Annotated in this window: 24 protein-coding genes; 13 read left to right on the top strand and 11 right to left on the bottom strand. The window is 70.7% G+C overall.

The window, feature by feature from the left end:
- Complete coding sequence (locus ACLZN2_RS01895; RefSeq protein ID WP_416976540.1) at window positions 1-546, top strand: arginine repressor; 546 nt, start codon at window positions 1-3, stop codon at window positions 544-546.
- A 232-nt stretch (window positions 547-778) separates the two neighbouring features.
- Here the strand turns inward: ACLZN2_RS01895 and ACLZN2_RS01890 are convergent, their stop codons facing one another.
- Genes ACLZN2_RS01890 through ACLZN2_RS01870 form a run of 5 tightly spaced genes read right to left on the bottom strand, consistent with a single transcriptional unit; the run spans window position 779 to window position 6035 of the window.
- Entirely contained in the window at window positions 779-1582 is an 804-nt protein-coding gene (locus ACLZN2_RS01890; RefSeq protein WP_416976539.1) for an FAD:protein FMN transferase, read from the bottom strand.
- Entirely contained in the window at window positions 1575-2699 is a 1125-nt protein-coding gene (locus ACLZN2_RS01885) for an FMN-binding protein (protein WP_416976538.1), read from the bottom strand. Before ACLZN2_RS01885 ends, ACLZN2_RS01890 begins: the two co-directional genes overlap by 8 nt.
- 59 nt (window positions 2700-2758) lie before the next feature.
- Window positions 2759-4141 carry a ferric reductase-like transmembrane domain-containing protein gene (locus ACLZN2_RS01880; protein ID WP_416976537.1) on the bottom strand — a complete coding sequence of 461 codons (1383 nt, stop codon included), beginning with the start codon at window positions 4139-4141 and terminating at the stop codon, window positions 2759-2761.
- A 60-nt stretch (window positions 4142-4201) separates the two neighbouring features.
- Window positions 4202-4645, bottom strand: a complete 444-nt coding sequence (locus ACLZN2_RS01875; RefSeq protein WP_416976536.1) for an FMN-binding protein — start codon at window positions 4643-4645, stop codon at window positions 4202-4204.
- Between the two features lie 19 nt (window positions 4646-4664).
- Window positions 4665-6035 carry a ferric reductase-like transmembrane domain-containing protein gene (locus tag ACLZN2_RS01870; protein WP_416976535.1) on the bottom strand — a complete coding sequence of 457 codons (1371 nt, stop codon included), beginning with the start codon at window positions 6033-6035 and terminating at the stop codon, window positions 4665-4667.
- A 150-nt stretch (window positions 6036-6185) separates the two neighbouring features.
- Between ACLZN2_RS01870 and ACLZN2_RS01865 the strand changes: the two genes are divergently transcribed.
- Together ACLZN2_RS01865 and ACLZN2_RS01860 are read left to right on the top strand one after the other, a co-directional pair.
- On the top strand, window positions 6186-6926 hold the full coding sequence (locus tag ACLZN2_RS01865) for a response regulator transcription factor (RefSeq protein WP_416976534.1): 741 nt from the start codon (window positions 6186-6188) through the stop codon (window positions 6924-6926).
- Window positions 6923-8407, top strand: a complete 1485-nt coding sequence (locus ACLZN2_RS01860; protein WP_416976533.1) for a sensor histidine kinase — start codon at window positions 6923-6925, stop codon at window positions 8405-8407. Before ACLZN2_RS01865 ends, ACLZN2_RS01860 begins: the two co-directional genes overlap by 4 nt.
- Before the next feature lie 57 nt (window positions 8408-8464).
- On the opposite strand, the gene ACLZN2_RS01855 is transcribed toward ACLZN2_RS01860, so the two are convergent.
- The 3 genes from ACLZN2_RS01855 to ACLZN2_RS01845 all read right to left on the bottom strand — a co-directional run bounded on the left by ACLZN2_RS01855 (window position 8465) and on the right by ACLZN2_RS01845 (window position 11925).
- Window positions 8465-10153 carry a peroxidase family protein gene (locus tag ACLZN2_RS01855; protein ID WP_416976532.1) on the bottom strand — a complete coding sequence of 563 codons (1689 nt, stop codon included), beginning with the start codon at window positions 10151-10153 and terminating at the stop codon, window positions 8465-8467.
- 164 nt (window positions 10154-10317) lie between these two features.
- Window positions 10318-10902, bottom strand: a complete 585-nt coding sequence (locus ACLZN2_RS01850) for a pyridoxamine 5'-phosphate oxidase family protein (protein WP_416976531.1) — start codon at window positions 10900-10902, stop codon at window positions 10318-10320.
- A gap of 111 nt (window positions 10903-11013) precedes the next feature.
- Entirely contained in the window at window positions 11014-11925 is a 912-nt protein-coding gene (locus ACLZN2_RS01845; RefSeq protein WP_416976530.1) for a hypothetical protein, read from the bottom strand.
- A 190-nt stretch (window positions 11926-12115) separates the two neighbouring features.
- Between ACLZN2_RS01845 and argH the strand changes: the two genes are divergently transcribed.
- Window positions 12116-13546 carry an argininosuccinate lyase gene (gene argH / locus ACLZN2_RS01840; RefSeq protein WP_416976529.1) on the top strand — a complete coding sequence of 477 codons (1431 nt, stop codon included), beginning with the start codon at window positions 12116-12118 and terminating at the stop codon, window positions 13544-13546.
- 178 nt (window positions 13547-13724) lie between these two features.
- Window positions 13725-14696 (top strand): aldo/keto reductase, encoded by a 972-nt coding sequence (locus ACLZN2_RS01835; RefSeq protein WP_416976528.1) that lies wholly within the window; start codon window positions 13725-13727, stop codon window positions 14694-14696.
- Between the two features lie 267 nt (window positions 14697-14963).
- On the opposite strand, the gene ACLZN2_RS01830 is transcribed toward ACLZN2_RS01835, so the two are convergent.
- Window positions 14964-15635 carry a lysophospholipid acyltransferase family protein gene (locus ACLZN2_RS01830; RefSeq protein WP_133913638.1) on the bottom strand — a complete coding sequence of 224 codons (672 nt, stop codon included), beginning with the start codon at window positions 15633-15635 and terminating at the stop codon, window positions 14964-14966.
- Between the two features lie 403 nt (window positions 15636-16038).
- Between ACLZN2_RS01830 and ACLZN2_RS01825 the strand changes: the two genes are divergently transcribed.
- The 3 genes from ACLZN2_RS01825 (at window position 16039) to ACLZN2_RS01815 (ending at window position 18352) form a co-directional block, all read left to right on the top strand.
- Complete coding sequence (locus tag ACLZN2_RS01825; RefSeq protein WP_416976527.1) at window positions 16039-17226, top strand: glycerophosphodiester phosphodiesterase; 1188 nt, start codon at window positions 16039-16041, stop codon at window positions 17224-17226.
- A 67-nt stretch (window positions 17227-17293) separates the two neighbouring features.
- A complete protein-coding gene (locus ACLZN2_RS01820) occupies window positions 17294-17809 on the top strand; it encodes a sigma-70 family RNA polymerase sigma factor (RefSeq protein WP_416976526.1) in 516 nt (171 codons plus the stop codon).
- A 45-nt stretch (window positions 17810-17854) separates the two neighbouring features.
- Window positions 17855-18352: a GNAT family N-acetyltransferase gene (locus ACLZN2_RS01815; RefSeq protein ID WP_416976627.1), complete on the top strand. Its 498-nt coding sequence runs from the start codon at window positions 17855-17857 to the stop codon at window positions 18350-18352.
- A 92-nt stretch (window positions 18353-18444) separates the two neighbouring features.
- Here the strand turns inward: ACLZN2_RS01815 and ACLZN2_RS01810 are convergent, their stop codons facing one another.
- Both ACLZN2_RS01810 and ACLZN2_RS01805 read right to left on the bottom strand, forming a co-directional pair.
- Window positions 18445-18864: a hypothetical protein gene (locus tag ACLZN2_RS01810; protein ID WP_416976525.1), complete on the bottom strand. Its 420-nt coding sequence runs from the start codon at window positions 18862-18864 to the stop codon at window positions 18445-18447.
- Between the two features lies 1 nt (window position 18865).
- A complete protein-coding gene (locus ACLZN2_RS01805; RefSeq protein WP_416976524.1) occupies window positions 18866-19225 on the bottom strand; it encodes a hypothetical protein in 360 nt (119 codons plus the stop codon).
- A gap of 395 nt (window positions 19226-19620) precedes the next feature.
- Between ACLZN2_RS01805 and ACLZN2_RS01800 the strand changes: the two genes are divergently transcribed.
- The 5 genes from ACLZN2_RS01800 to cbiE all read left to right on the top strand — a co-directional run bounded on the left by ACLZN2_RS01800 (window position 19621) and on the right by cbiE (window position 24433).
- On the top strand, window positions 19621-20652 hold the full coding sequence (locus tag ACLZN2_RS01800) for a methionine ABC transporter ATP-binding protein (RefSeq protein WP_416976523.1): 1032 nt from the start codon (window positions 19621-19623) through the stop codon (window positions 20650-20652).
- Window positions 20649-21386 (top strand): methionine ABC transporter permease, encoded by a 738-nt coding sequence (locus ACLZN2_RS01795; protein WP_416976522.1) that lies wholly within the window; start codon window positions 20649-20651, stop codon window positions 21384-21386. The genes ACLZN2_RS01800 and ACLZN2_RS01795 overlap by 4 nt, the downstream gene beginning before the upstream one ends.
- 88 nt (window positions 21387-21474) lie before the next feature.
- Window positions 21475-22311, top strand: coding sequence for a MetQ/NlpA family ABC transporter substrate-binding protein (locus ACLZN2_RS01790; RefSeq protein ID WP_416976521.1), 837 nt, complete (start codon window positions 21475-21477; stop codon window positions 22309-22311).
- A 176-nt stretch (window positions 22312-22487) separates the two neighbouring features.
- A complete protein-coding gene (locus ACLZN2_RS01785) occupies window positions 22488-23126 on the top strand; it encodes a GNAT family N-acetyltransferase (RefSeq protein ID WP_416976520.1) in 639 nt (212 codons plus the stop codon).
- Window positions 23127-23221: 95 nt separating this feature from the next.
- Window positions 23222-24433: a precorrin-6y C5,15-methyltransferase (decarboxylating) subunit CbiE gene (gene cbiE, locus ACLZN2_RS01780; protein ID WP_416976519.1), complete on the top strand. Its 1212-nt coding sequence runs from the start codon at window positions 23222-23224 to the stop codon at window positions 24431-24433.
- Window positions 24434-24731: the final 298 nt, after the last annotated feature.

Below are 24731 nucleotides of genomic sequence, written 5' to 3'. Positions count from 1 at the left end.
ATGAGCCAGGCGCAGGACCACGAGCAGCCGGGGGGCAACGGGCCCGCCGTGCCGCAGACCCGCACCGCCCGCCACCGCCGGATCGTGGACATCCTCAACCGGCAACCCGTGCGTTCGCAGAGCCAGTTGGCGAAGCTGCTCGCCGACGACGGACTGAGCGTGACGCAGGCGACGCTGTCGCGGGACCTGGACGAGCTGAACGCGGTGAAGATCCGCAACACCGACGGCGACCTGATCTACGCGGTGCCGAGCGAAGGGGGTTTCCGGACCCCTCGGGCACCGCTGGGGGAGTCGGCGAAGGAGGAGCGGATGCGGCGGCTGTCCCAGGAGCTGCTGATCTCCGCGGAGGCCTCCGCGAACCTCGTGGTCCTGCGTACCCCGCCGGGCGCGGCCCAGTTCCTCGCCTCGGCGATCGACCAGGCGGAACTGCACGACATCCTGGGGACGATCGCCGGCGACGACACGCTGCTGCTGATCAGCCGGGAGCCGACGGGGGGTCAGGCCTTGGCCGACCACTTGCTGCGGCTGGCTCAGAACGGCCACTGAGGGGGGTGGCTGCGGGGATGGGCCGACTGCGGGCGAGTGGGGGCTGATCGCGCAGTTCCCCGCGCCCCTAGGGAGTCGCAGCCACGCGCGCTGCGCGGCCACCGCTCGTAAGCCGCGGGCATGCGTGCCCCCCGGCCACCGCTCGTAAGCTGCGGGCATGCGTGCCGCCTGGGGCGGCACGGGTGGGCGCGGCGGCACCCCGTCAGCGCCGGGTTGCGTGACCCACCCCCGCTCAGCCCAGACGCGCGGCCAGTCCCCCAGTACACCGCACCTCGTCGCCCGCCGTGATCAGCAGTGCCTCCACATCGGGCAGCGACTCCAGCCACGCCAACGCCTCTCGCGAGCCCATCGCAAACGCGGCCGTGGCCCAGCAGTCCGCCCACGTCAGCCGAGGCGCGACCACCGTCACGGCGACCAGATCGGTCACCGCGGACCGCCCCGTACGCGGATCGACGATATGCGCCCCCCGCTCCACCGTCCCGGACGTCGCGACCGCCAGTTCGTCCGCCCCCGCCGCCGACACGACCGCCGCCAGCCCACCCGGCCGCAGCGGGTCGGACACCCCCACCCGCCACGGCCGCTCCGGCCCGGGCACGCCCAGCAACTGCACGTCCCCACCGCCGTTGACGCTGACCCCGCTCACCCCCGCCACCCGGGAGATCAGCCGCGCCGCCCGCTCGGTGGCCCAGCCCTTGACGATCCCGGTCGGGTCGAGCCGGCCCTCGTAGCGCATGCTGAACCAGCCGTCGCTCACCCGCTCCGCCTCGGCGCCCAGTTCCAGCACCTCGGCCACCTCGGGACCGCACTCCCCGACGGTCAGCTCACCGCGCGCCATCCGGGAGACCTGGCTGTCCTCGCGGTACGTGCTGAACACCTCGTTCACCCGGTGCAGCGAGGCCACCGCCTCGTCGAGCGCCGCGCGCACCGCCACCGGTTCCCCGCCGCGGACGTCGAAGGAGAAGACGGTCCCCATGACCTCCTCCGCATGACGTACCGCGGCGGGAGCTGCTGCCGACTCGGCCACCGTGTCAGTCACCGGCCTGGTCCAGCGCCGACTGCAGGGACTGCTTGTAGCCCTCGCTGGTGTAGGTGGCCCCGGAGACGGTGTCGATGTCGGCGCTGGACTTCGCGACCGCCGCCTGGTTGAGCTTGGGGACGGAGAGCTCGGTCTTCTGGGTGCTGGTGCCGCCGGATGGAGCCTGGACGGCCTCCGCCTTGGTGATCTTGCCGCCCGCGACCGTGATCCGGACCTGCACCGGACCGTACTGCGTCTGCGCCACCGTGCCGGTGAAGGTGCCCGAGGCCTGAGCCGCACCCGAACCCGAGCCGGATTCCGAACCGGAGCCGGACCCCGATCCCGACCCGGACCCCGAGTCCGACGACGAACCCGCGCTCGCCTTCGCCTTGTCCAGCGCCGACTGGAGCGACTTCTTGTAGCCCTCGCTGGTGTAGGTCGCCCCGGAGACGGTGTCGATGTCCGCGCTGCCGGCCTGCACCGCCGCCTGGTTCAGCTTCGGGACGGAGAGTTCCGTCTTCTGCGTGCTGGTCCCGCCGGACGGCGCCTTGACGGCGTTCGCCTTGGTGATCTTGCCGTCGGCGAGCGTGATCTGCACCTGGACGTCGCCGTACTGCGTCGTGACGGCGTCACCGGTGAAGGTGCCGGAGGCCTGCACGGCGCCCGAGCCGGAGCCCTGGGAGGAGCCCGCGCTCGCGTTCGCCTTGTCGATCGCCGACTGGAGGGACTTCTTGTAGCCCTCGCTGGTGTAGGTCGCGCCCGAGACGGTGTCGATCTGCACGCTCTGCTTGGCGACGACGTCCGCGTTCAGCTTGGGGATCGCCAGCTCGGACTTCTGGGTGCTGGTGCCGCCCGACGGCGCCTTGACGGCCTCCGCCTTGGTGATCTTGTTGTTGACGACGGTGATCCGCACCTGGACGTCGCCGTACTGCGTCTTGACGGCGTCACCGGTCATCGTGCCCGTCACGGGCGCCCCGGCCCCGCCCTGGGCGGCTTCCTGCGCCGCCGTCCCGCCGGTCCCCGCCGCCTGGGTGGACGTCGGGTCCGTCGCCGGCTTCAGCGACAGCAGCAGCACGATCCCGGACACGGTGGCGGCACTGGCCAGCACGACCCGCCGAAGAGGGTGGCTCTTCCTCATCTGCTTCTGAGCTCCTGATTCATGTAGAAGGCCACGTCACGGGCCGGGAGTCGTGCCGCTCACATCTCGAACGACTCGTGATGGATACGGCGGGCCGGGACCCCGGCGCCGCGCAGTGCCTCGTACACGCCCTGGGCGAAGCCGTTCGGCCCGCACATGAACACGTCGTGGTCGTCGATGTCGGGGATCTTGCGCTGGAGGGACTCCGCCGAGATGTCGGGGCGCTCTCCGTCGGGGCTGTTGACCGCGTACATCAGCCGCGCCCCGCGCTCGTCGGCGATCTTCGCCAGCTCGTCCCAGAGCGCCAGGTCCTGCGTGCTGTTGGCCCGGTAGAGGAGCGTGATGTCACCGGGCGCGCCCGGCAGCGTCTCGAACAGCGTCCGCATCGGGGTGATGCCCACACCGCCGGCGACCAGCAGCACCTTGCCGCGGCTGCGCCGGGAGGCGGTCATCGCGCCGTACGGGCCCTCGGCCCACACCTTGGTGCCGGGCCGCAGTTCGCGCAGCGCCGCGGTGTGGTCGCCGATCGCCTTGACCGTGATCCGCAGCAGCTCGGGGCGGGGGTTCGCCGAGAGCGAGTACGGGTGGGAGCTGAACCGCATCCCCGGCGCGAGGAACCGCCACCGGAAGAACTGCCCGGCCTCCGCGCCGATCCGGTGCAGCTTGCGGCCGCCGATCAGGACGGACACGATGCCCGGCGTCTCCTCGATGACCGCCTCGACGTACATGCGGTGACGCAGGTTCAGCCGGATCGGAGTGAGGATCCGGTACCAGATCACCAGCGCGGTGACCGTGCCGTACAGCCCGTACCAGACGGTCTTGGCGGCGGGCTCGATCGCGAACTCGTTGCCGGTGGTGATCTGGTGCCAGAAGGTCAGGAACACCGCCGCGTACGTCATCAGATGGATGTGGTACCAGGTGTCGTACGGCATCTTCCGGCGGACCGGGCCGATCGACACCAGGCCGATGACCAGCAGCAGACCGGTGCCGATCGCCGCCTTGCCCATGTCGGGCAGCTGGTTGATGGAGTCGATCGTCTGCTGGACGATGTCGCCGAGCGATTTGCCCGCCTGCAGCGCGTACCCCCACATGATGAGGAACACGTGCGCGAAGGTCAGACACAGCGTGTACCGGCCGCTCATCGCGTGCCAGCGCGCCACCCGGTCCGAGCCCACCCGGCGTTCGAGGGCCGGCACCCGCGCCATCTGCAGCACGACGAGCGCCATCAGATAGCCGGCGAGCAGACCGGTGATCCGCCCCGCGTTGAGTATCTTGCTGTTGTTGTCCGCGATGTTCGGCGTGTTGGCCCACCACAGCCACAGCACGCCCGCCGCGCCCGCCCATACGGCTAGCAGCAACGGGACGGCGGGGGATCGGCGCGGGCGGATGCGGCGCATCGTCTGGCGGCGGGCGGCACGTCCGCCTGCGATCGTGGTGGTCACGGTTCCTCCGTGGGGACTTGACCCTGGCGCCCACAGATACGTGCCTCGACCGCTTTGTGTTCAGAGCCCCGCCGAGTCCAGTGCGGACTGGAGTGACTGGCGGTAACCGTCGCTCGTGTACGTCGCTCCCGAGACGGTGTCGATGTCCGCGCTCTGCGCCTCGAGCGCCTCGCTGCGCAGCTGGGGGATGGCGTACGAATTGATTTGCTGGTCGCGCGGATTGTTCTGAGGGTAGGTCACCGCCGTCACGTCCGTGATCTTTCCGTCCTGGACGGTGATACGGACCTGGACCGGGCCCCAGCGGGTCTGCACCGAGTCTCCGGTGACTGTCGTGCTGCCCTTGCCCGTCGAGGCCGGGCTGCTGGAGGAGGGCGCCGGGGACGCCACCGCCAACTGGGGTGCCGTGTGCGGCTTGAGCGCCAGCAGCATCACCACCCCGGAGACGGTGGCGGCGCTCGCCAGCATGATCCGGCGCAGGGGGCGGTTCTTCTTCAGCGGATGCACTGCTACGACCTCACAACTCTCACAGCTCGAACGACTCGTGGTGGATCCGCCGGTCCGGCACCCCGGCGGCGCGCAGGGCCTCGTACACGTCTCGGGCGAAGCCGTGCGGACCGCAGAGGTAGACGTCGTGCCCGGCCAGATCGGGCACCGCCGCGCGCAGGGACTCGGCGCCCAGATCCGGACGCCGCCCGTCCGGCCCGTTGAGCGCGTACAGCACCTTCGCCCCGCGCCAGCGCCCGATCGCCTCCAACTCCGCGCCCAGCGCGAGATCCTCGGCCGACCGTGCCCGGTACAGCACGGTCACCTCTCCGGGCAGCGTCTCGAACAGCGCCCGCAGCGGGGTGATGCCCACACCCGCCCCGATCAGCAGCGACTTCGGTGCCGTGCGCCGCTCGGCGGTCATCGCGCCGTACGGCCCTTCGGCCCACACGCGCGTGCCGGGCCGCAGCAGCGCGACACCCGCGCTGTGCCCGCCGAGCGCCTTGACCGTGATCCGCATCAGCTCCGGCTTCGGCGGCGCCGACAGCGAGTACGGCGTCGACGTCCACCCCAGTCCCGCCCCGAGGAACCGCCAGCGGAAGAACTGCCCGGCCAGCGCCCCGAGTTCGTCGAGCCGCCGACCCCGTACGACGACGGAGTACACCCCGGGAGCCTCCCGTTGCACGGACTCCACCCGCAGCCGGTGCCGCAGGTTCAGCCGTACGGGAGCCAGCACCCGGAACCACAGCACCAACCCCGCCACACCGAGGTAGAGCGCGTACCAGGCGGCCGTGGCCACCGGCCTGCCGTTGAGATCGTTGCCGAGGGCCAGCTGGTGGCCGAAGGCGAGGAAGACCGCGGCGTAGGTGAGGAGGTGGACGTAGTACCAGAACTCGTAGCTCGTGCGCCGGCGCACGGCCCGCACCGAGGTCACCCCGACCGCGAGGAGGATCACCGTGCCGGCGGTCGCCTTCAGCATCTCGGGGTAGTCGAGGACCACCGTCAGCGTCTCGTCGACGAGCGACCGGCGGTCCTGGGCCGCGTACCCGGCCAGGATCAGCACGACGTGCGCCACCAGCAGACAGATCGTGTAGCGGCCGGCCATCGCGTGCCAGCGGGCGACCCGGTCGGAGCCGATCCGCCGCTCCAGCAGCGGCACCCGCGCCATCAGCCCGACGAGCACCGCACAGGCGTACCCGCACAGCAGTCCGGCGATCCGCCCGGCCCCGGTCAGCCAGCCCGCCGCCCCGACGACCGAGCCGGTGCCGGACCACCACAGGGCGAGCACGGCCGCGGCCCCCGCCCACAGCACGGCGAGCAGCGGGCCCGCGGGGGAGCGCCGGGCGGTCGGCGCCACCGGGGGTGCCGGGGGGACCGGGGGTACCGCCCTCCGCTCGTACACGGTGGTCATGAGGACGTCCTTTCGCCGGTCGGGGAGCCCACTGTGCGCGGCGAACTTCTGAGACCGCTCTGAGCCGCCGCCCCGTACGCGGACTCAGAGAAAACTCAGAGCATCCACAGAGCCCGTTCCGCCCGGCCGGGAGCGATCCTGGAAGCAGCCATGAACACCACCCGCTCCGGCCGCCCCGCCCTCACCCGCCCCGACGGCACCCCGCTGCGCGTCCTCGTCGTCGACGACGACCCCGACCTCGCCGAGGTGCTCTCCGGCGCCCTGCGCTACGAGGGCTGGCAGGTCCGCACGGCGGGCGACGGCGCCTCGGCCCTGGCGGCGGCCCGGGAGCTGATGCCGGACGCGGTCGTGCTGGACGTGATGCTCCCCGACACCGACGGCTTCGCCGTCCTGCGCTCCCTGCACACGGTGAAACCGGACGTCTGCGTCCTGTTCCTCACCGCGCGGGACGCCGTGGAGGACCGGATCGCCGGCATCACGGCCGGCGGCGACGACTACGTCACCAAGCCCTTCAGCCTGGAGGAGGTCGTCGCCCGCCTGCGTGGACTGCTGCGCCGCGCGGGCATGGCCCGCCAGCAGGAGGAGGGGCCTCGGCTGATCGTCGGCGACCTGGTCATGGACGAGGAGGCCCGCGAGGTGACCCGCGCGGGTGAGCTGATCGAACTCTCCCCGACCGAGTTCGAACTCCTCCGCTTCCTGATGCGCAACCCAAGGCGGGTGCTCAGCAAGACCCAGATCCTCGACCGGGTGTGGTCCTACGACTTCGGAGGCCGCGCCCATGTCGTCGAGCTGTACATCTCCTACCTGCGCAAGAAGGTCGACGCGGGCCGCGAACCGATGATCCACACCGTGCGCGGGGCCGGGTACGTGCTGAAACCGGCGGTGTCATGAGGCGCCTGCGGCCCCGCACCCTGCGGCCCCGCACCCTGCTGCCCCGCACGCTGCGCGCCCGCCTCACCGCGGGCCTCGTGGTCCTGCTGGCGCTCGGCTGCGCGGCGGTCGGCGTGGCCGCGGTCGTGGGCCTGAACGGCTTCCTCACCAGCCGCCTCGACGAACAGCTCAGCGAGGTCGGCGTCCGCTTCCCGGCCAGCCTGGAACACGGCGGCCGGCTGCCCGGCGGCGACGAGCACGACGAGGACGGCGACACCCGCCGCCAGTCGTCGGGCACCCTGGGCGCGCGCCTGCTGAACGGGACCGTCACCCACGCGGCGGTGGTCCCCTCCTCCGGCGCCGAGACGACGGACCTGACGGTCGACCTGACGACCGCCGACCAGCACGCCCTGGCCGCCGTCCCGGTCGACGGCCGCGCCCACACCCTCCACCTCTCCGCCCTCGACGAGTACCGGGTCCGTGCGACGGAGGGCCTCGACGGGGACGTACTGATCACCGGTCTCCCGCTGGAGCCGGTGGAGTCGACGGTCCACCGCCTCGAACTGGTCGCCGGGATCGTCTTCGGCGTGACCCTGGCGCTCGCCGGCGTGGCCGGGGCGCTCTGGGTGCGCTGGTCGCTGCGCCCCCTGAGCCGGGTGGCGGCGACAGCCACCAGGGTGAGCGAACTCCCGCTCGCCAGCGGCGAGGTGGCCCTGCCCCCACGGGCCCCCGAGCCGGACCCCCGCAGCGAGGTCGGCCAGATGGCCGGGGCCTTCAACCGCATGCTGGGCCATGTCGAGGACGCCCTCACGAAACGCCACGCCAGCGAGGAACGGCTGCGCAGCTTCGCCGCCGACGCCAGCCACGAACTGCGCACCCCGGTCGCCTCGGTCCGCGGCCACGCCGAACTGGCCCTGCTCCACCCCGGCCCGGTCCCCCCGGAGGTGACCCGGGCCCTGGAACGCATCGCGGCGGAGTCCTCCCGCATGGGCGAGATGGTCGACGACCTGCTCCTGCTGGCCCGCCTGGACGCCGGCCGCCCCCTGGAACGCCGCCCCGTGGACCTCACCCGGCTGGTCCTCGACGCGGTGACCGACGCGAGGGCGGCGGGCCCCGGCCACCGCTGGACCCTCGACCTGCCCGAGGAACCGGTCACCGTCACCGGCGACGAACACCGCCTCCACCAGGTCCTCGCCAACCTCCTGGCCAACGCCCGCCTGCACACCCCCGAGGGCACCCAGGTCACGGTCACCCTGGAGACGGACGCCGACACGGCCCGCCTCCGCGTCCACGACGACGGCCCCGGCATCCCCGAGGCCCTCCAGCCGAGGATCTTCGACCGCTTCACCAGAGCCGACCACCGCCGCACGAAGACCGGCACGGGCCTGGGCCTGTCCATCGTGGCGGCGGTGGCAGAGGCCCACGGAGGAACGGTGACCTTGACCAGCACCCCGGGCTCAACCACGTTCACTGTTGAGATCGGGATGAGTGGTCCGACTTAGGGGCGCGGGGAACTGCGCGATCGGCCCCAGACCACCCGCACCCGACGACGAACCGACTCACCCCAACGGATTGAGCAGCTCCGCCTTCCCCTCGAACGCGTACAACAGCAGGTCGGTCATCTGGAAGACATCCGCATCGCGCCTCGCGTCCACCGGACTCAGGAACGGCCGCCAGAACGGATCCCGCACGATCGAGTACCGACTCCCCTCCATCGCCCGATGGAACGTCTCGGCCACGATCCGCCCCCCGACCCCGGTCAGCCGTCCACCCCCGTTCACCTCGGCCTCCCGCAGGACGTAGAACCACAGCGGACAGTCGGCGGCCAGCCGCTTCCGCAGCGCCTCGCTCAGCTGCGCCCCGTCCCGGTTCTCGAAGTCGGACGCGCTCAGCGGCTTGACCCCCACCCCCTTGGCCATGAGGTGCTTGGCCAGCTGCTGCCCCGAGGCGAGCCGCAGCATCGTGCTGCGCGTGAGGTTGCGGAACGCGAGATTGCGCTCGATGTCGTCAGGGGTGGTCCCGCGTCCTCCGAAGGAGCCGAGCGGCAGCTTGGCCAGGGGGTTCACCAGCAGCGTGTCGATGCGCTTGGCGACGTTGAACTGCGCGTCCGTCACCCCGAGGTCGTCGCGGCCGGCCTCGCGGAAGTCGAACAGCCTGCGCAGATCGGCGATCCAGTTGCTGGGCAGCCGCTCGAAGGCGCCGGCCTCGGGGTCGTCCGGGCTGTCCGGAGGCGGGGAGAGGATGCCGCTGGTGCCGGTGAACTGGAACAGCAGCGCCAGGGTGCCCCGGCCGTTGTCGAAGACGCGGTTCCAGTTGTAGGCGCCGCGCACCATGCTGTGGCCGAGGCGGTACGCGGCCACCGAGAACTCGATCGGCATGGTCGGGAAGTCGTGCTCGCCCGGCGCGGGATCGACCACCTTGCGGCCCTTGGCGAAGACCTCCTTGACGATCGTCTCGTCGACGATCCTGGGCAGGAAGTCGGTGCGCAGCATCCACTGGTAGTGCTTGACGACGGCCTCGCGCGCCGACTCGAACAGCACCGCGCTGGAGACGCCCTTGTCGGCGAGCTCGGTGGCCAGCCGGTTGTGGAACCGGATGAACGCGCAGTGGATCTGGGCGACCGCGAGGTTCTCGTCGTTGCGCGGGTCGGGGATGAGCGGCCGCCGTCGCTCGGACTTCAGCGAGCCGACGCCCACCCGGGGCAGGTCGAAGCCGGCGAGCGGCTGCCCGGTGATGTCGGGGGCGCCCGGGATGCCCTGGGTGATGCCCGACTTCAGGTGGATCCCGTCGGCGTCGTAGAACCGCCCGTCGAAGCGGTGGTCCGGACCGAGGCCGTACAGCGAGTCGAGGTCGAGGGCGGGCGAGCGGCCCTGGAGGAGCTGCCGGACGGTGATGTCGTCCTCGAGCTGCGCCGCCGTGGCGTCCAGGGTGAGGTCGTGGTCCACGAACTGGCCCAGGTAGGTGAAACCGGCGGGCACCTTCGGATTGGCCGAGTCGGGCTGGGTCCGGGTGGTGTCGGTCATCGCCTGGGCGAGTTCGGTGCGGGCGGGCCGGTCCAGCTGCCGTTCCGGCTTGGCCTGGGGTCCCAGCCGGGAGAACTGGAACTTGCGCAGGGCCTCGACGGTCGAGGCGGCCAGCGGCTCGGCGGGCTGCTCGTCCCGGGAGTCGGCGAGGACGCCCTCACCGACGACGTAGTACGAGGACCTGACGTGACGTTTGCTCTGTGGTTCGCGTGCGGGTCGGAACATGTTTCCCCCATGTGTTCCCGAGGTCGCGCGTGTAGATGGGGGCCACGCTAGGCGACAAGACGCCCGGAAGGGGAAATTCCGTCACATCATCTGATGATTGATTATTTCTGTACAATCAGTCAAAGCGCGTAAACCGGACAGAGGTTGGAGGGTTCGGCGCCTGCTCAGGGTGTGGGCGGCAGGGGCAGCGGCAGCCCGGGGAGGCCGTCGATACTGCTCGCGATGTGCTCCTTCTTGCCGAAGTACGCGTCCAGCGAGGCGTCGTCCTCCCGGGCGAACCGCTTCCCGTGCAGATCCCGGTCCGCGTCGTACGACATGAAGGGGACCGCGTATCCGCAGGTGTCCCGGACCAGCTCGGCGTGGACGACGATGATCGCCCGCAGTCCGTGCGGCGTCGGGTCGATACCGGGGAAACGGCCCAGGAGTTGTTTGAAGCGGGGGTCGTCCCGGAAGACCGGCTCGCCCCGCCCGTGCACCCGCACGATGTTCGGCGGCCCCTGGAACGCGCACCACATCAGCGTGATCCGCCCGTTCTCCCGCAGATGGGCGATGGTCTCCGCGTTGGAGCCGGCGAAGTCGAGGTAGGCCACGGTGAGTTCGTCCAGCACCGCGAACGAGCCCTTGAGACCCTTTGGGGAGAGGTTGACCGTGCCGTCGCCGGACAGCGGAGCGGTCGCGGTGAAGAAGAGGGGCTGCTCCTCGATGAACGTACGGAGCCTGCCGTCGATGCGCTCATAGGTCTTTCCCATGTCTAACGATTATTCGGGAAAGTGTCTGCTCGGGAAAGGCGTTTCGCGTGTACACGCCGCAGTGGCCGCCCCGGCCGGCGCTTCCTCGGGGCGGCCACCGCGCCTGTCACGTCACTGGTTCAACGTGCAGGCGGCCAGGGCCTCCAGGCCCTGCGGCTTGGTGCCGGCGCGGCCGATGGAGATGGCGATGCGGTCGATCGTGGAGACGCGCTTGTCCTCCAGCGGGCCGAGGATCGCGTTCTGCACGAAGTTGGGGCCACCCTGGCCGACCGTGTTCTGCAGACGGGTGTTGGCCTCGTCGATCTGCGTCTGGAGCAGGGCGAGGTTGCGGTCGACCTCGGCCTGGGCGCGGGCGGGGATCTCCGGGAGCTGCGAGGCGACGTCCGGGCAGGTGATGGTGCCGACACCGCTCGCGTCGGCGCCGTTGTCCTCGGCGGCGTCACCGGTGTCCTCCGCGGCGCCTCCGGCACCCTCGGCGGCGGTCTCGGTCGCGCTGGGCGTGGCCTCCACCGCGTCGCCCGCGCCGGCCGCGTCGTCACCGGCGGCGGCCTCGTCACCGGCCGCCGCTCCGTCCGCGTTGAGGGTGCAGGGCGCGAGCGCCTCGAGACCCTGGGGCTTCTCGGCGGTGCGGCCGATGGCGGTGGCGATGCGGTTGACGGTGGCGATCCGCTTGTCCTCCAGCGGGCCGAGGATCGCGTTCTGCACGAAGTTCGGACCGCCCTGGCCGACGGTGTCGACCAGGCGCTGGTTGGCCTCGTCGATCTGCGTCTGGAGCAGCGCGAGGTTGCGGTCGATCTCGGCCTGGGCGGAGGCGGGGATCTCCGGGAGCTGCGAGGCGACGTCCGGGCAGGTGATGGTGCCGGGGCCGGCGGCGGCGAGCGTGTTGGCGTTCGCGGTGCTGTCCTTGGACGACTCGCCGGCGAGGGCCTGGTTCACGACCACCGCACCGGTCAGGGCCAGAGCGGCGGCGCCGCCGATGATCGCCACACGACGCTTGTTGTACTTCGGAAGAGCCCTGGACATGCGGATGCCTCACTTGGGTCAGGAGTGGGTTTACAAACGCGGCGCCGGCGTTCGGTGTGAAGTACGGGTAAGCGGTTGTTGTTGTTCAAGGCGTCTTCAAATCTCTTGCCAAAGATCCCCGAATTGACGAATCATGCAGAGCTCTGCATACTCATGCATGTCCTTGAGTGCAGCGGTGAGGAGCAACGCAGTGAGCAGCAACAGCGGTGACGTCCGGCTCTGGGGCGGCCGTTTCGCCGACGGTCCCGCCGAGGCCCTGGCCAAGCTGTCCGCGTCCGTCCACTTCGACTGGCGGCTCGCGCCCTACGACATCGCCGGTTCGCGTGCCCACGCGCGCGTGCTGCACAAGGCGGGCCTGCTCACCGAGGACGAGCTGACCCGCATGATCGCGGGCCTCGACCTGCTGGAGGCCGACGTCGCCGCCGGCACCTTCGTGGGCACGATCGCCGACGAGGACGTCCACACGGCCCTGGAGCGCGGCCTCCTTGAGCGCCTCGGCCCCGACCTCGGCGGCAAGCTGCGCGCCGGGCGCTCCCGCAACGACCAGGTCGCCACCCTCTTCCGGATGTACCTGCGCGACCACGCCCGCATCATCGGCGGCCTGATCGCCGACCTCCAGGACGCACTCATCGGCCTCGCCGAGGCCCACCCGGACGTCGCGATGCCGGGCCGCACCCACCTCCAGCACGCCCAGCCGGTCCTCTTCGCCCACCATGTCCTGGCCCACGCCCAGTCCCTCTCCCGGGACGCCGAGCGCCTGCGCCAGTGGGACGAGCGCACGGCGGTCTCGCCGTACGGCTCCGGCGCCCTCGCCGGCTCCTCCCTCGGCCTGGACCCGGAGGCGGTCGCGGCCGACCTCGGCTTCGAGCACGGCAGCGTCGGCAACTCCATCGACGGCACGGCCTCCCGTGACTTCGTGGCGGAGTTCGCCTTCATCACGGCGATGATCGGGGTGAACCTCTCCCGTATCGCGGAGGAGATCATCATCTGGAACACGAAGGAGTTCTCCTTCGTGACCCTGCACGACGCGTTCTCCACCGGCTCGTCGATCATGCCGCAGAAGAAGAACCCGGACATCGCGGAGCTGGCGCGCGGCAAGAGCGGCCGCCTGATCGGCAACCTGACGGGCCTCATGGCGACCCTCAAGGCGCTCCCGCTCGCCTACAACCGCGACCTCCAGGAGGACAAGGAGCCGGTCTTCGACTCCTGCGACCAGCTCGAGGTCCTGCTCCCCGCCTTCACCGGCATGATGGCCACCCTCACCGTCCACCGCGAGCGCATGGAGGAACTGGCCCCGGCCGGCTTCTCCCTCGCCACCGACATCGCCGAGTGGCTCGTCAAGCAGGGCGTCCCCTTCCGGGTCGCCCACGAGGTCGCCGGCGAGTGCGTCAAGGCCGCCGAGGCCGAGAACAAGGAACTGGACGAACTGACGGACGACCAGTTCGCGAAGATCTCCGCCCACCTGACCCCCGAGGTGCGGTCCGTGCTGAACGTGCCGGGCGCCCTGGCCTCCCGCAACGGCCGAGGCGGGACGGCCCCGAGCGCGGTGGCGATCCAGCTGGCCGAGGTGAAGTCGAACGTGGCGGCCCAGCACGAGTGGGCGACCGCCAAGAAGGCCTGAGGGCAGCACCCCAGGGGCGGTGGGGCTGTATCGATGTGCGGCTCCGGCGCACGGGCGCGACAAGCCGCAACGCACCCGTACCCGCCGACGCACCGACCGCATCGAGCTCTGAGGTGAAAGGGCATCGCACGTTACGTTGGGCAGGAGCCGAACCGGAGCCGACCCAACGGAGCCTGCGATGCCCTTCGCCCGCCTCGCCACCGCCACCACGCCCACCTGCCACATCGGACTGGGCCTCGCCGCAGTCGGCCGCCCCGGCTACATCAACCTCGGCCGAGACGAAGACCTCGGAGAGAACCGCACCGTAGAAGCCCTCCGAACCCGAACCCACGGCCTCCTCGACGCCGCGTACGCGCAAGGCGTCCGCTACTTCGACGCGGCCCGCTCCTACGGCCGCAGCGAGGAGTTCCTCGCCGACTGGCTCAGGGCGCGCCCCGACGTGACGGATGTCGTCGTAGGCAGCAAGTGGGGCTACACCTACACCGCCGACTGGACCACCGACGCGGAGAAACACGAGGTCAAGGACCACAGCGTCCAGGCGTACGACCGTCAGCGCGCCGAGACCGCCGAACTCCTCGGCGACCGCCTCGACCTCTACCAGATCCACTCGGTGACCCCGGACAGCCCCGCCCTCACCGACAAGGAACTCCACGCGAAGCTCGCGGAGGCCGCCGCCCAGGGTGTCACCGTCGGCTTCTCCACCAGCGGCCCCGCCCAGGCCGACGCCATCCGCGCCGCCCTCGCCGTCACCGTCGACGGCGAACCCCTCTTCCGTACGGTCCAGTCGACGTACAACGTGCTGGAGACCTCGGCCGCCCCCGCCCTCGCGGAGGCCCATGACGCCGGTCTCACCGTGATCGTGAAGGAGGGCATGGCCAACGGCCGCCTCGCCGACCCGTACGCGCCCGAACTCCTGAAGGCCGTGGCGGCCGAGACGGGCCTCGGCTGCGACGCGGTCGCCCTCGCGCTCGTGCTGCGGCAGCCGTGGGCCGGGGTCGTCCTCTCCGGCGCGGCGACCGCCACCCAGCTCGCCTCCAACCTGCACGCGGCGGTCGTGGACCTGGACGAGGAACAGCTGTCCCGCCTGGCGACGCTGGTGGAGGAGCCGACGGCCTACTGGGAGCGGCGCGGACAGCTGCCCTGGCACTGAGGGCGCGCTTGGCCCCGCACAGTAAGACGTGCGCGGGCGCCGGACCCCGCCCGGCTCGGCTCAGGAGGGCCTGCGGCGCTTCCCGACGGAGATCGAGCCCGCCGGGGCCTCCTCGCGCCCCCAGGCTGACCGTGCTCGGTATGTCCGGGCCGGTTTTCTCGATTTGCGGCTCCGCCGCGATGGGGGCCCCGCTCGAGCGAAGTCGAGAGTGGGGGAGCGACAAGCCACAACGCACTCGCACCCACACGGCGGCCGACGCCGGAGGCGCTACGCGGCTTTCGCCTTGGTCGCATACATGTCCACATACTCCTGCCCGGACAACCGCATGACCTCGGCCATCACGGAATCGGTCACCGCCCGCAGCACATACCGATCCCGGTCCATCCCGTCATAACGGGAGAACTCCATCGCCTCACCGAACCGGACAGTGACCCGCCCGGGCCGCGGCATCCCCGCCCCGCCCGGCTGCAACTTGTCCGTGCCGATCATCGCGAACGGGACAACGGGCGCCCCGGTCATCAGAGTCAGCCGCGCGATACCGGTGCGCCCCCGGTACAGCCGCCCGTCGGGGGAGCGGGTCCCCTCGGGGTAGATCCCGAAGACCTTCCCCTCCTCCAGGACCCGTCGCCCGGTCATGAGCGCGGCCACGCCCCCGCGGCCGCCGTCCCGGTCCACCGGGATCATGCCGACGCCGGTGAAGAACCAGGCCATCAGCCGACCCTTGAGGCTCTTGCCGGTGACGTACTCGTCCTTGCCGATGAAGAACACCTGACGGTCACACACGAGCGGCAGGATCATCGAGTCGATGAAGGTCAGGTGGTTGCCGGCCAGAATGACCGGGCCGTCGCCGGGGATGTGCTCCACGCCCTCCACTCGGGGGCGGAACATCAGGCGCATGACCGGTCCGAGCACTGCCTTGATGAGCGCGAAGCGGGACAACGGGCCCTCCGATGCCAAGGGAAAACGGTACGAGTCTGTGCAGGTGAGGACGATACTCGCGGCCCCCGGGGTGACGCACATCGGGTTCACCGAGGCCTTACGCACTGTTGACGTAGGTTTACCTGGATGGCGGCATATTCGCCCACCCGTCACCTGCGCGGAACGAGGGCGGCGACGCCGCGAAACAGGCGGGAAGCCCGTAGGAGAGCCGCGGCCCTCGTCCCGTCCGTGCTCGTACCGCACGCCTTCCCCGTCCTCCTCGGGGTATTCCGACGCCCCGTCACATTCCTGCCCGGCACCTGCCATCCACCGTCACCCGCGTGTTAGGACCGACGTCTCCCGACGGTCATGTCCACGCCCCTACGATCGGGCCGCACGAAGGACCGACGGCAGGAGGGCCGCAATGGGATCGCAGGACGCGTGGGAGCCGAACGAGCGGACGAGCACGGGCGGGACGACCGGACGGCGCGCGCTGCTCGGTGCGGCCGTGCTCGGCGCCACGGGAAGCGTCTTCGGCCTGGCCGGCACGGCCCGCGCCACCGAGGCGGGCCGCCCCGCCAAGAGCGGCCTGCGGAGCCTCCCGGTACCGACGATCATCGGTCACCGCGGCGCCAGCGGCTACCGCCCCGAGCACACCCTCGGCTCCTACCAGCTCGCCCTCGACCTGGGCGCCGACATCGTCGAGGCCGGCGACCTGGTCCCCACCAGAGACGGCCATCTGGTCTGCCGTCACGAGCCGGAGATCGGCGGCACCACGGACGTCGCCGACCACAAGGAGTTCGCCGACCGCAAGACCACCAAGGTCCTGGACGGCGTCTCCGTCACCGGCTGGTTCACCGAGGACTTCACCCTCGCCGAGCTGAAGACCCTGCGTGCGATCGAGCGCATCCCGGCCAACCGCCCGCACAACACGCTCTACAACGGCCGCTGGGAGATCCCCACCTTCGAGGAAGTCCTGAAGTGGCAGGACGAGCAGACCCGCAAGCGTGGCAAGCAGGTCTGGATCTACCCCGAGACCAAGCACCCCACCTACTTCCGCAAGCTGGGCCTCGGCCTGGAGGAGCGGGTCGCCAAGCTGCTGCACAAGCACGGCAAGGACAGGAAGAACTCGCCGGTCATCCTGCAGTCCTTCGAGCCGAGCAGCATCCAGCGCCTGAACAAGCTGGTCGACAACCCCCTCGTCGTCCTGCTGTCCGCCGCCACCACCCGCCCCTGGGACTTCGTCGAGGCGGGCGACCCGCGCACGGTCGCCGACCTGATCACCCGGGCCGGGCTGCGGGAGATCGCCGGCTACGCCCAGGGCATCGGACCCACCCTCGACCTCGTCATCCCGAAGGACGCGAGCGGCAACCTCACCACCCCCACCACCCTGGTGAAGGACGCCCACAGCGTCGGCCTGATCCTGCACCCGTACACCATGCGCAACGAGAACCCGTTCCTGCCGGCGAACTTCCGCAAGGGCACGGACGTGGACGCGTACGGCGATGTCTTCGGCGCCTACCGCACCTACTTCGCGACCGGCATCGACGGTGTCTTCACCGACAACGCGGACACCGGCATCCTGGCCCGCGAGGACTTCGTCAACGGCTGAGTCCCCGTTGGAGTGACATACGGCCGCGCGGGCAACCAGCCGCCCGCGCGACCGCATCGTCCGGCACATGACGCACGACCTGCTCACCGACCTTCGCCCCCTGCTCGCCGCGGAGGCCTGCGCCGAGGCCCACGCCACCGGCACCGAACCGGGAGACCTGGAACAGGCGGTCTGGCTCCGCCTCCTGGAGCACCTCGCCTCCGACGGCCCGCCGTCCGACCCCCACGGCTGGCTGCGCCGGGCCGTGCGCGCAGAGGTGCGCCGCACCCGCCGCACGACCCGCTTCGAGCAGCCGTACGACACCTACGACACCGACCCGGCCGACGACCGCGACCGCGGTCCCGAGCAGCTCGCCCTCGCCGCCGCCCGCCGCCGTGCCCTGCGCGAGGCCGTGCGCCGCCTGCCCGGCCGCTGCCCCCGCCTCCTTGAGGCGTTCCTCTCACCCGAGGACCCCACCTACCAGGAGATCGCGGGCGAGTTGGGTATCTCACAGGGGAGTCTCGGACCGGAACGTTCCAGATGTCTGGGATGTCTGCGGCGTTTGCTTGCACCGGAGGTTGCGGCCCGCCAACTGCGGGGATAGGAGTGAAGGACCAAAGGCGATCAGGTGAGCGGGAGGCGTGCGCACATGGGCATGAGCGTGACCATCTCGGTGGCGACCGAGCAGGATGCCGAGCAGATCTTCGTGCTGCAGTACCTGTGTTTCCAGAGCGAAGCCGCGCTGTACGGCAACTACCGCATCGCCCCGCTCGTGCAGACCCTGGACTCGGTCAAGGAGGAACTCGCCTCCGACTGCGTCTACGTGGCCAGGCTCGGCGACGAGGTGGTCGGCTCGGTCCGGGGTCACATCACCGAGGACGGCGCCGCGTCCATCGGCCGCCTCTGCGTCCACCCCCGCCTCCAGGGCCACGGCATCGGCGCCCGCCTCCTGCGCGCCGCCGAATCCGCCCTCGCCGAGGAACGCGGCGCCAAGAAGTTCGTCCTCCACACCGGCCACCGCAGCGAGGGCAACCTCCGCCTCTACCGCCGAGTCGGCTACGAAACGGTGGGCACGGCCGAGGGCACGGACGGAGTCCCGATGCTCGTTCTGGAGAAGCCGGCGGGGGAGTACGCAAAAACAGCGTGAGATGAGCGGTCTGGGGCCTTTTGGCTTTTTGCTTTTAGGGGCGCGGGGAACTGCGCGATCAGCCACAGACGGCCCGCGCCCGCAAACGCACCTCACTCACCCCGCTGAGAAGGCGCCTTCCGCAACCAGTACAAGGCAGAAAGCGGAAGCAGTACAGGAATGAACACGTACCCCATCCCGAAATCCGACCACACGGTCGCGTCGGGGAAGGCGGACGGTTCCACCAAAGTCCACGTACCGACAATCAGCACACCCGCGAGTTCGGCGGCACAGCACACCTGAGCCGCCCGCCGCGCCGTCTCCCCACCCCGCACCAGCGAGTACGTGATGAACCCGTACACCACACCGGCGACAGCCGACAGCGAGTACGCGAGCGGCGCCCGCTCGAAGTCCGTGGCGATCTGATAGGCGGACCGCGACACCGCCCCGACGACCATCACGCCGTAGAACCACACCAGCACCATGCCGGGCCCGCTGATCAGCCGGCCCGGCTTCTCCTGAACGGCCGTCATCTCAGTCTCCCCAGATGTCATAGAGCCGCACTTCCAGAACGGCGAGCACGACCGCCGAGGCGGCGACCGTCACCGACCCCCACCGCGTCCGCTCGGACAGCGACATGAGCCCCGCCGCCGGCACGCACGCGAACGCGCCCAGCAGATACGCCACGAAGATCGTCGTGCCCTGTACCGGCTTCTGGCCCCACGCCAGCAGGACGATCCCGGTCACGAGCTGCACCAGCGCCAGCACCGAGACCACGGCCATCCCCATGAAGTGCCAGTCCTTCGTGGGCTGGTCACGATGGGCCGCCCAGCCGCACCAGGCGGCGAGCAGCAGCGCGGCGACGCCGGTCACCGGCATCAGGGCATCAAGCATGCAGTGACCTTATTACGCCGTATGCGGCACCCCGCGTCGGGCCCGGTGCTGTCCACGACCGTCACGGCTGTCCACGGCTGTCCATGGCTGTCCACGGCTGTCCAGAATACGGACAGGCGTTTCTTCGTCAGCACCGTACGTCTGGTTTACTGATGCACATGACCACGACGAGCAGCCGCACCCTTGCGACCGAGGCGATTCTGACGCCCGGCGTGCGCTGTATGTGTCGAATGTGCGCCTGCTAGCAGGCCCGCGCACCACCCCCCCAGAGCCTCCGCTCCGCGCACCTGTTCTCTCCGGGAAACCCCGGCCAGAGACGTGCCGCGTCCTGAACGAACGCATCCGTGCGCCCGGGCACACCCACGCCCGCGCACTCGACAGTGACGGAAACCCACGTGATCACCACCACGGGCCTCACCAAGGTCTACCGCTCCCGCGGCCGTGAGGTCACCGCCTTGGACGGCGTCGACCTGCACGTCCGCGAAGGCGAGGTGTACGGCGTCATCGGCCAGTCCGGCGCCGGCAAGTCCTCGCTGATCCGCTGCGTCAACCTCCTGGAGCGCCCCACCTCCGGCACGGTCACCGTCGCCGGCCAGGACCTCACCGCCCTCGCCGGCCGCGGACCGCGCGCCGGCAAGGAACTGCGGCAGGCGCGCAGCCGGATCGGCATGGTCTTCCAGCACTTCAACCTGCTGTCCTCGCGGACCGTCCAGGACAACGTCGAACTCCCACTGGAGATCCTCGGTGTCTCGGGCGGGGAACGCTCCCGCAAGGCGCTCGAACTGCTCGACCTCGTCGGACTCGCCGACAAGGCGAAGTCCTACCCGGCCCAGCTCTCCGGCGGCCAGAAGCAGCGCGTCGGCATCGCCCGCGCCCTCGCCGGCGACCCCAAGGTGCTGCTGTCCGACGAGGCGACCAGCGCTCTCGACCCGGAGACCACCCGCTCCATCCTCCAGTTGCTGCGCGACCTGAACCGGCAGCTGGGCCTGACCGTCCTGCTCATCACCCACGAGATGGACGTGGTCAAGTCGATCTGCGACTCCGCCGCCCTCATGGAGCGGGGCCGGATCGTGGAGTCCGGCACGGTCGGCGAGCTGCTCGCCACCCCCGGCTCCGAACTGGCCGCCGCGCTCTTCCCGGTCGGCGGCGAGGCCACCGGCGAGGACCGCACCGTGGTCGACGTCACCTTCCACGGCGAGAGCGCCACCCAGCCGGTCATCTCCCAGCTCTCGCGCACCTACAACATCGACATCTCCATCCTCGGCGCCGCCATCGACACCGTCGCCGGCCTCCAGGTCGGCCGGATGCGCATCGAACTGCCCGGCCGCTACGAGGACAACGTCGTACCGATCGGCTTCCTGCGCGAACAGGGCCTGCGGATCGACGTCGTAGGTGAGCCGCAGCTGGTGAAGGAAGGTGCCAAGTGACCTGGTCGGAGACGCAGCCCCTGCTGGAGCAGGCCTGTTGGGACACCCTCTACATGGTCGGCTGGTCCACGCTCACAGCCGTCGCCGGCGGACTCCCGCTCGGCCTCCTCCTCGTCCTCACCGACAAGGGCGGACTGCTCCAGAACGTCGTCGCCAACAAGGTGATCGGGCAGGTCGTGAACATCGCCCGCTCGATGCCGTTCATCATCCTGATGGTCGCTCTGATGGGCTTCACCCGCACCATCACCGGGACGACCATCGGCCGCGAGGCCGCCATCGTGCCGCTCGCCATCGGCGCCATCCCGTTCTTCGCGCGCCTGGTCGAGACGGCTGTCCGCGAAGTGGACGGCGGGCTCGTCGAGGCCGTGCAGTCGATGGGCGGCAACACCTGGACCGTCGTGCGCAAGGTCCTCGTACCCGAGTCGCTGCCCTCGCTCATCTCCTCCACGACCACCACGGTCGTCGCTCTCATCGGCTACTCCGCCATGGCCGGCACGGTCGGCGCGGGCGGCCTCGGCGACATCGCGATCCGCTACGGCTACCAGCGCTTCGAGACCGAGCTGATGTGGATCACCGTCGCGATCCTCGCCGTCGTCATCTCCCTCATCCAGTTCGCCGGCGACTGGGCCGCCCGTTCCCTGCACCGCCGCGGCGGCCGCTCCGGCCCCGCCCCGAAGCTGCGGCTGCTGAAGACCGAGGAGCCGGCGAAGGCCGACATCGGCAAGGTCGCCTGAGCACACCCCCGCACCCTCCGTGCACCCCCCCATGAACTCCCCGCACACCCACAGCGGGGCCGCACCACCCCTAGGAAAGGCACTTTTCGTGCGTAACACCGCCAAGATCACCGCCGCCGCCCTCGCCGCCGGAGCCCTCACCCTCGGGCTCGGCGCGTGCGGCGCGGACAAGGACTCCGCCGCCACCGACGCGAACGCCACGCTGACCGTCGCCGCGACTCCCACCCCGCAGGGCGAGATCCTCACCTACATCAAGGACAACCTCGCCAAGAAGGCCGGCCTCGACCTGGAGGTCAAGGAGTTCACCGACTACGTGACCCCCAACACGGCCGTCCAGCAGGGCGAGGTCGACGCCAACTACTTCCAGCACCAGCCGTACCTCACCGACTTCAACAAGAAGAACGGCACCGACATCGTCGCCGTACCCGGCGCCACCGTGCACCTGGAACCGCTCGGCCTGTACTCCCAGGGCGTCAAGAAGCTCGACGACCTGAAGAAGGGCGCCACCGTCGCCCTGCCGAACGACACCACCAACGAAGCGCGGGCGCTGAAGCTCCTCGAAGCCAACGGCCTGATCGAGCTGAAGTCCGGCGTCGGCTACGACGCGACCCCCAAGGACGTCACCTCCAACCCCAGGAACCTGACGTTCAAGGAGCTGGAGGCGGCCCAGCTGCCGCGCTCGCTCGCCGACGTCGACGCCGCGGTGATCAACGGCAACTACGCGCTGGAGGCCGACCTCAGCCCCGCCAAGGACGCGCTCGTCGCCGAGTCCGCCACGGACAACCCGTACGCCAACTTCCTCGCCGTGAAGAAGGGCGACGAGGACGACCCGCGGATCCAGAAGCTCGCGAACCTGCTCACCTCGGACGCGGTGAAGAAGTTCATCGAGGACAAGTACGACGGCGCCGTCGTCGCCGCGTTCTGACCGCTCTCACCGGTCGCCTCGGCAACCCACGGGGTCCGCTCCCTCACGAAGGGTGGGGACCCCGTGGTGCCGTTCAGTGCTTTCATGCTGCATGCTGGGCAGTTCAGCGGTCCTGACGGTCCGGTAGGTACAGACCGGTCGGGCACCGAGGTTTTCGAAGGCTACGGAGCGGCTTCATGACGAGCACCTTCCCCACCATCTCCATCAGCACGGAGCGGTTGGTGCTGCGTCCCCTCGACGAGGACGACGTGCCCGCCCTGGCCGAGATGATGAACGACGAGCAGATCGGGGCCTGGACGGGCGTCCCGCAGCCCTACAGCGAACAGGCCGCCCACCGGTGGATCACCGAGTACGCGCCCGACGAACGCACGGCCGGACGCGGCCTCGCCCTCGCCGTCGCCGAGTTCCTCACCCAGCGGCTCGTCGGCGTCATCCAGTTGGCCAGGACCGACTGGCACGTCCGGTCCACCGAACTGTCGTACATCGTCGCCTCCTGGGCCCGCGGCGAGGGCTACGCCTCCGAGGCCGCGCTGGCCACCGCCCAGTGGCTGTTCACCGACCAGAAGTTCGAACGCATCGAGCTGCGCACGGCCGCCGACAACACGGCCTCCCAGCAGGTCGCGCAGAAGATCGGCTGTATCAGCGAGGGCGTCCTGCGTAACGCCTGCATAGCCCGGGCCCGCGCCGAGGACGGCACCTGGACCGAGGTCCGCACCGACTACATCGTGTGGAGCCTGCTGCCCGAGGACCTGGAGGGCGCAGCGGACCAGCTCGCCGAGGGCGGCGGCTTCACCTCCTACACCGACTGGAACTGACCCCCGGGCCCGTGATCGCACGGCTCCCCGGCCCACGCGACCAGGTACCCTCACGGAGCCCGCTGCCTGCGTGAACCCCCGGGAGACTGACGACGATGGCCGACCGCGTCACGGTGATCGGCTGGGACGGCTCGCCGCTGACCGCCGCGGCCCGCTCGGCACTCGGCGCCGCCACCCTCGTGGCCGGCGCCGCCCACCACCTGGCGCTGCCCGAGGTGCCGCCCACCGCCGAGCGCGTTCGCCTGGGCAGCGTCTCCCTCGCCGCCCGCCGCATCGCCGGCCACCGGGGCACCGCGGTCGTCCTCGCCGACGGGGACCCGGGCTTCTTCGGTGTCGTACGGACCCTGCGCGCACCCGAGTTCGGCCTGGAGGTCGAGGTCGTCCCGGCCGTGTCCTCGGTCGCCGCCGCCTTCGCCCGCGCCGGGATGCCCTGGGACGACGCCCAGGTCGTCGTCGCCCACCGGCGCACCCTGCGCCGCGCGGTCAACGTCTGCCGCGCCCACACCAAGGTGGCCGTCCTCACCTCGCCCGGCGCCGGGCCCGCCGAACTCGGTCTGCTCCTGGAGGGCGTGCACCGCACGTTCGTGGTCTGTGAGGAACTCGGCACCGACCACGAGCGGGTCAGCGTCCTCACCTCCGACAAGGCCGTCGACCACACCTGGCGCGACCCCAACGTCGTCATCGTCATCGGCGGCCCCGCGAGCGCCGGGGGCGACGGCGACTGGATCGCCGGACGCGACCCGGCCGCCGGACCGCGCGGCTGGACCCTGCCCGCCCAGGCCTACGGCGGCGGCCTCGGCGAAGGGGAGTCGGACCTGCTGCGCGCGGCCCAACTCGCCCGGCTCGGACCGCGGGTCGGCGACCTCGTCTGGGACATCGGCTGCGGCAGCGGCGCCTTCGCCTCCGAGGCCGCGCGGGCCGGAGCGGCCGTCCTCGCCGTCGACCACGACCTGGACGCCTGCGCCCGCACCGACGCCGTCGCGCGCCGCTACGGCGTCCAACTCCAGATCGTCCGCGGCACCGCCCCGCACGTCCTGGAGAACCTGCCCGAACCGGACGTCGTCCGCGTCGGCGGCGGGGGAGCGGCCGTCGTCTCCGCGGTCGCCGACCGCCGTCCGCAGCGCATCGTGACCCACGCGGCGACCCGCGACGCCGCCGAACGCGTCGGCCGCGACCTGACCGAGCACGGATACCTCGTCGAGTGCGCCCTCGTCCAGTCCGTCCAACTCGACACGCGGCTCTGGACGGAGACCGAACGGAGCGTCGCGTTCCTGCTCAGCGGGGTTCTTCCGGACCGCCGGACCTGACCCGGTCCGCCCTCCCCGTGATCCTGTTGTCGTACCGCTCGCGGTAGGCTGAACGATCGTCGTACCGCTTCCGTTCGCCCGGCACTTCGTCGGCCAATGTCCGGAAAACACATCCCTTTTGGGGTGGGACGTGGTACGGCAGAACCGGAGGGCGCGCAACGTGGCGCAGTCCACAGCGGAGCGACGGAGATCAACCTGTCGCGAGACGACGACGACCGGGACAATGCCACTGAATGGCTTTGTCGCTTTTTCGGGCGGTCGTTCGTGCCGCTGGGCACGGACGCTCGTTCTTCACTAC

The organism is Streptomyces sp. T028 (assembly GCF_048159505.1).
Taxonomy (GTDB): Bacteria; Actinomycetota; Actinomycetes; order Streptomycetales; family Streptomycetaceae; genus Streptomyces.
The sequence above is the reverse complement of the archived record's forward strand: the minus strand, read 5'-3'. Positions and strand labels throughout refer to the sequence as shown.

Excerpts from the sequence above, each read along its gene's own strand:
- ACLZN2_RS01815 (WP_416976627.1), top strand. The coding sequence starts at position 17,855 with ATGGGCATGAGCGTGACCATCTCGGTGGCGACCGAGCAGGATGCCGAG.
- ACLZN2_RS01805 (WP_416976524.1), bottom strand. The coding sequence starts at position 19,225 with ATGCTTGATGCCCTGATGCCGGTGACCGGCGTCGCCGCGCTGCTGCTC.
- ACLZN2_RS01785 (WP_416976520.1), top strand. The coding sequence starts at position 22,488 with ATGACGAGCACCTTCCCCACCATCTCCATCAGCACGGAGCGGTTGGTG.
- ACLZN2_RS01810 (WP_416976525.1), bottom strand. The coding sequence starts at position 18,864 with ATGACGGCCGTTCAGGAGAAGCCGGGCCGGCTGATCAGCGGGCCCGGC.
- ACLZN2_RS01870 (WP_416976535.1), bottom strand. The coding sequence starts at position 6,035 with ATGACCACCGTGTACGAGCGGAGGGCGGTACCCCCGGTCCCCCCGGCA.
- ACLZN2_RS01850 (WP_416976531.1), bottom strand. The coding sequence starts at position 10,902 with ATGGGAAAGACCTATGAGCGCATCGACGGCAGGCTCCGTACGTTCATC.
- ACLZN2_RS01865 (WP_416976534.1), top strand. The coding sequence starts at position 6,186 with ATGAACACCACCCGCTCCGGCCGCCCCGCCCTCACCCGCCCCGACGGC.
- ACLZN2_RS01825 (WP_416976527.1), top strand. The coding sequence starts at position 16,039 with ATGGGATCGCAGGACGCGTGGGAGCCGAACGAGCGGACGAGCACGGGC.
- ACLZN2_RS01835 (WP_416976528.1), top strand. The coding sequence starts at position 13,725 with ATGCCCTTCGCCCGCCTCGCCACCGCCACCACGCCCACCTGCCACATC.
- ACLZN2_RS01845 (WP_416976530.1), bottom strand. The coding sequence starts at position 11,925 with ATGTCCAGGGCTCTTCCGAAGTACAACAAGCGTCGTGTGGCGATCATC.
- ACLZN2_RS01885 (WP_416976538.1), bottom strand. The coding sequence starts at position 2,699 with ATGAGGAAGAGCCACCCTCTTCGGCGGGTCGTGCTGGCCAGTGCCGCC.
- ACLZN2_RS01820 (WP_416976526.1), top strand. The coding sequence starts at position 17,294 with ATGACGCACGACCTGCTCACCGACCTTCGCCCCCTGCTCGCCGCGGAG.
- ACLZN2_RS01895 (WP_416976540.1), top strand. The coding sequence starts at position 1 with ATGAGCCAGGCGCAGGACCACGAGCAGCCGGGGGGCAACGGGCCCGCC.
- cbiE (WP_416976519.1), top strand. The coding sequence starts at position 23,222 with ATGGCCGACCGCGTCACGGTGATCGGCTGGGACGGCTCGCCGCTGACC.
- ACLZN2_RS01860 (WP_416976533.1), top strand. The coding sequence starts at position 6,923 with ATGAGGCGCCTGCGGCCCCGCACCCTGCGGCCCCGCACCCTGCTGCCC.
- ACLZN2_RS01855 (WP_416976532.1), bottom strand. The coding sequence starts at position 10,153 with ATGTTCCGACCCGCACGCGAACCACAGAGCAAACGTCACGTCAGGTCC.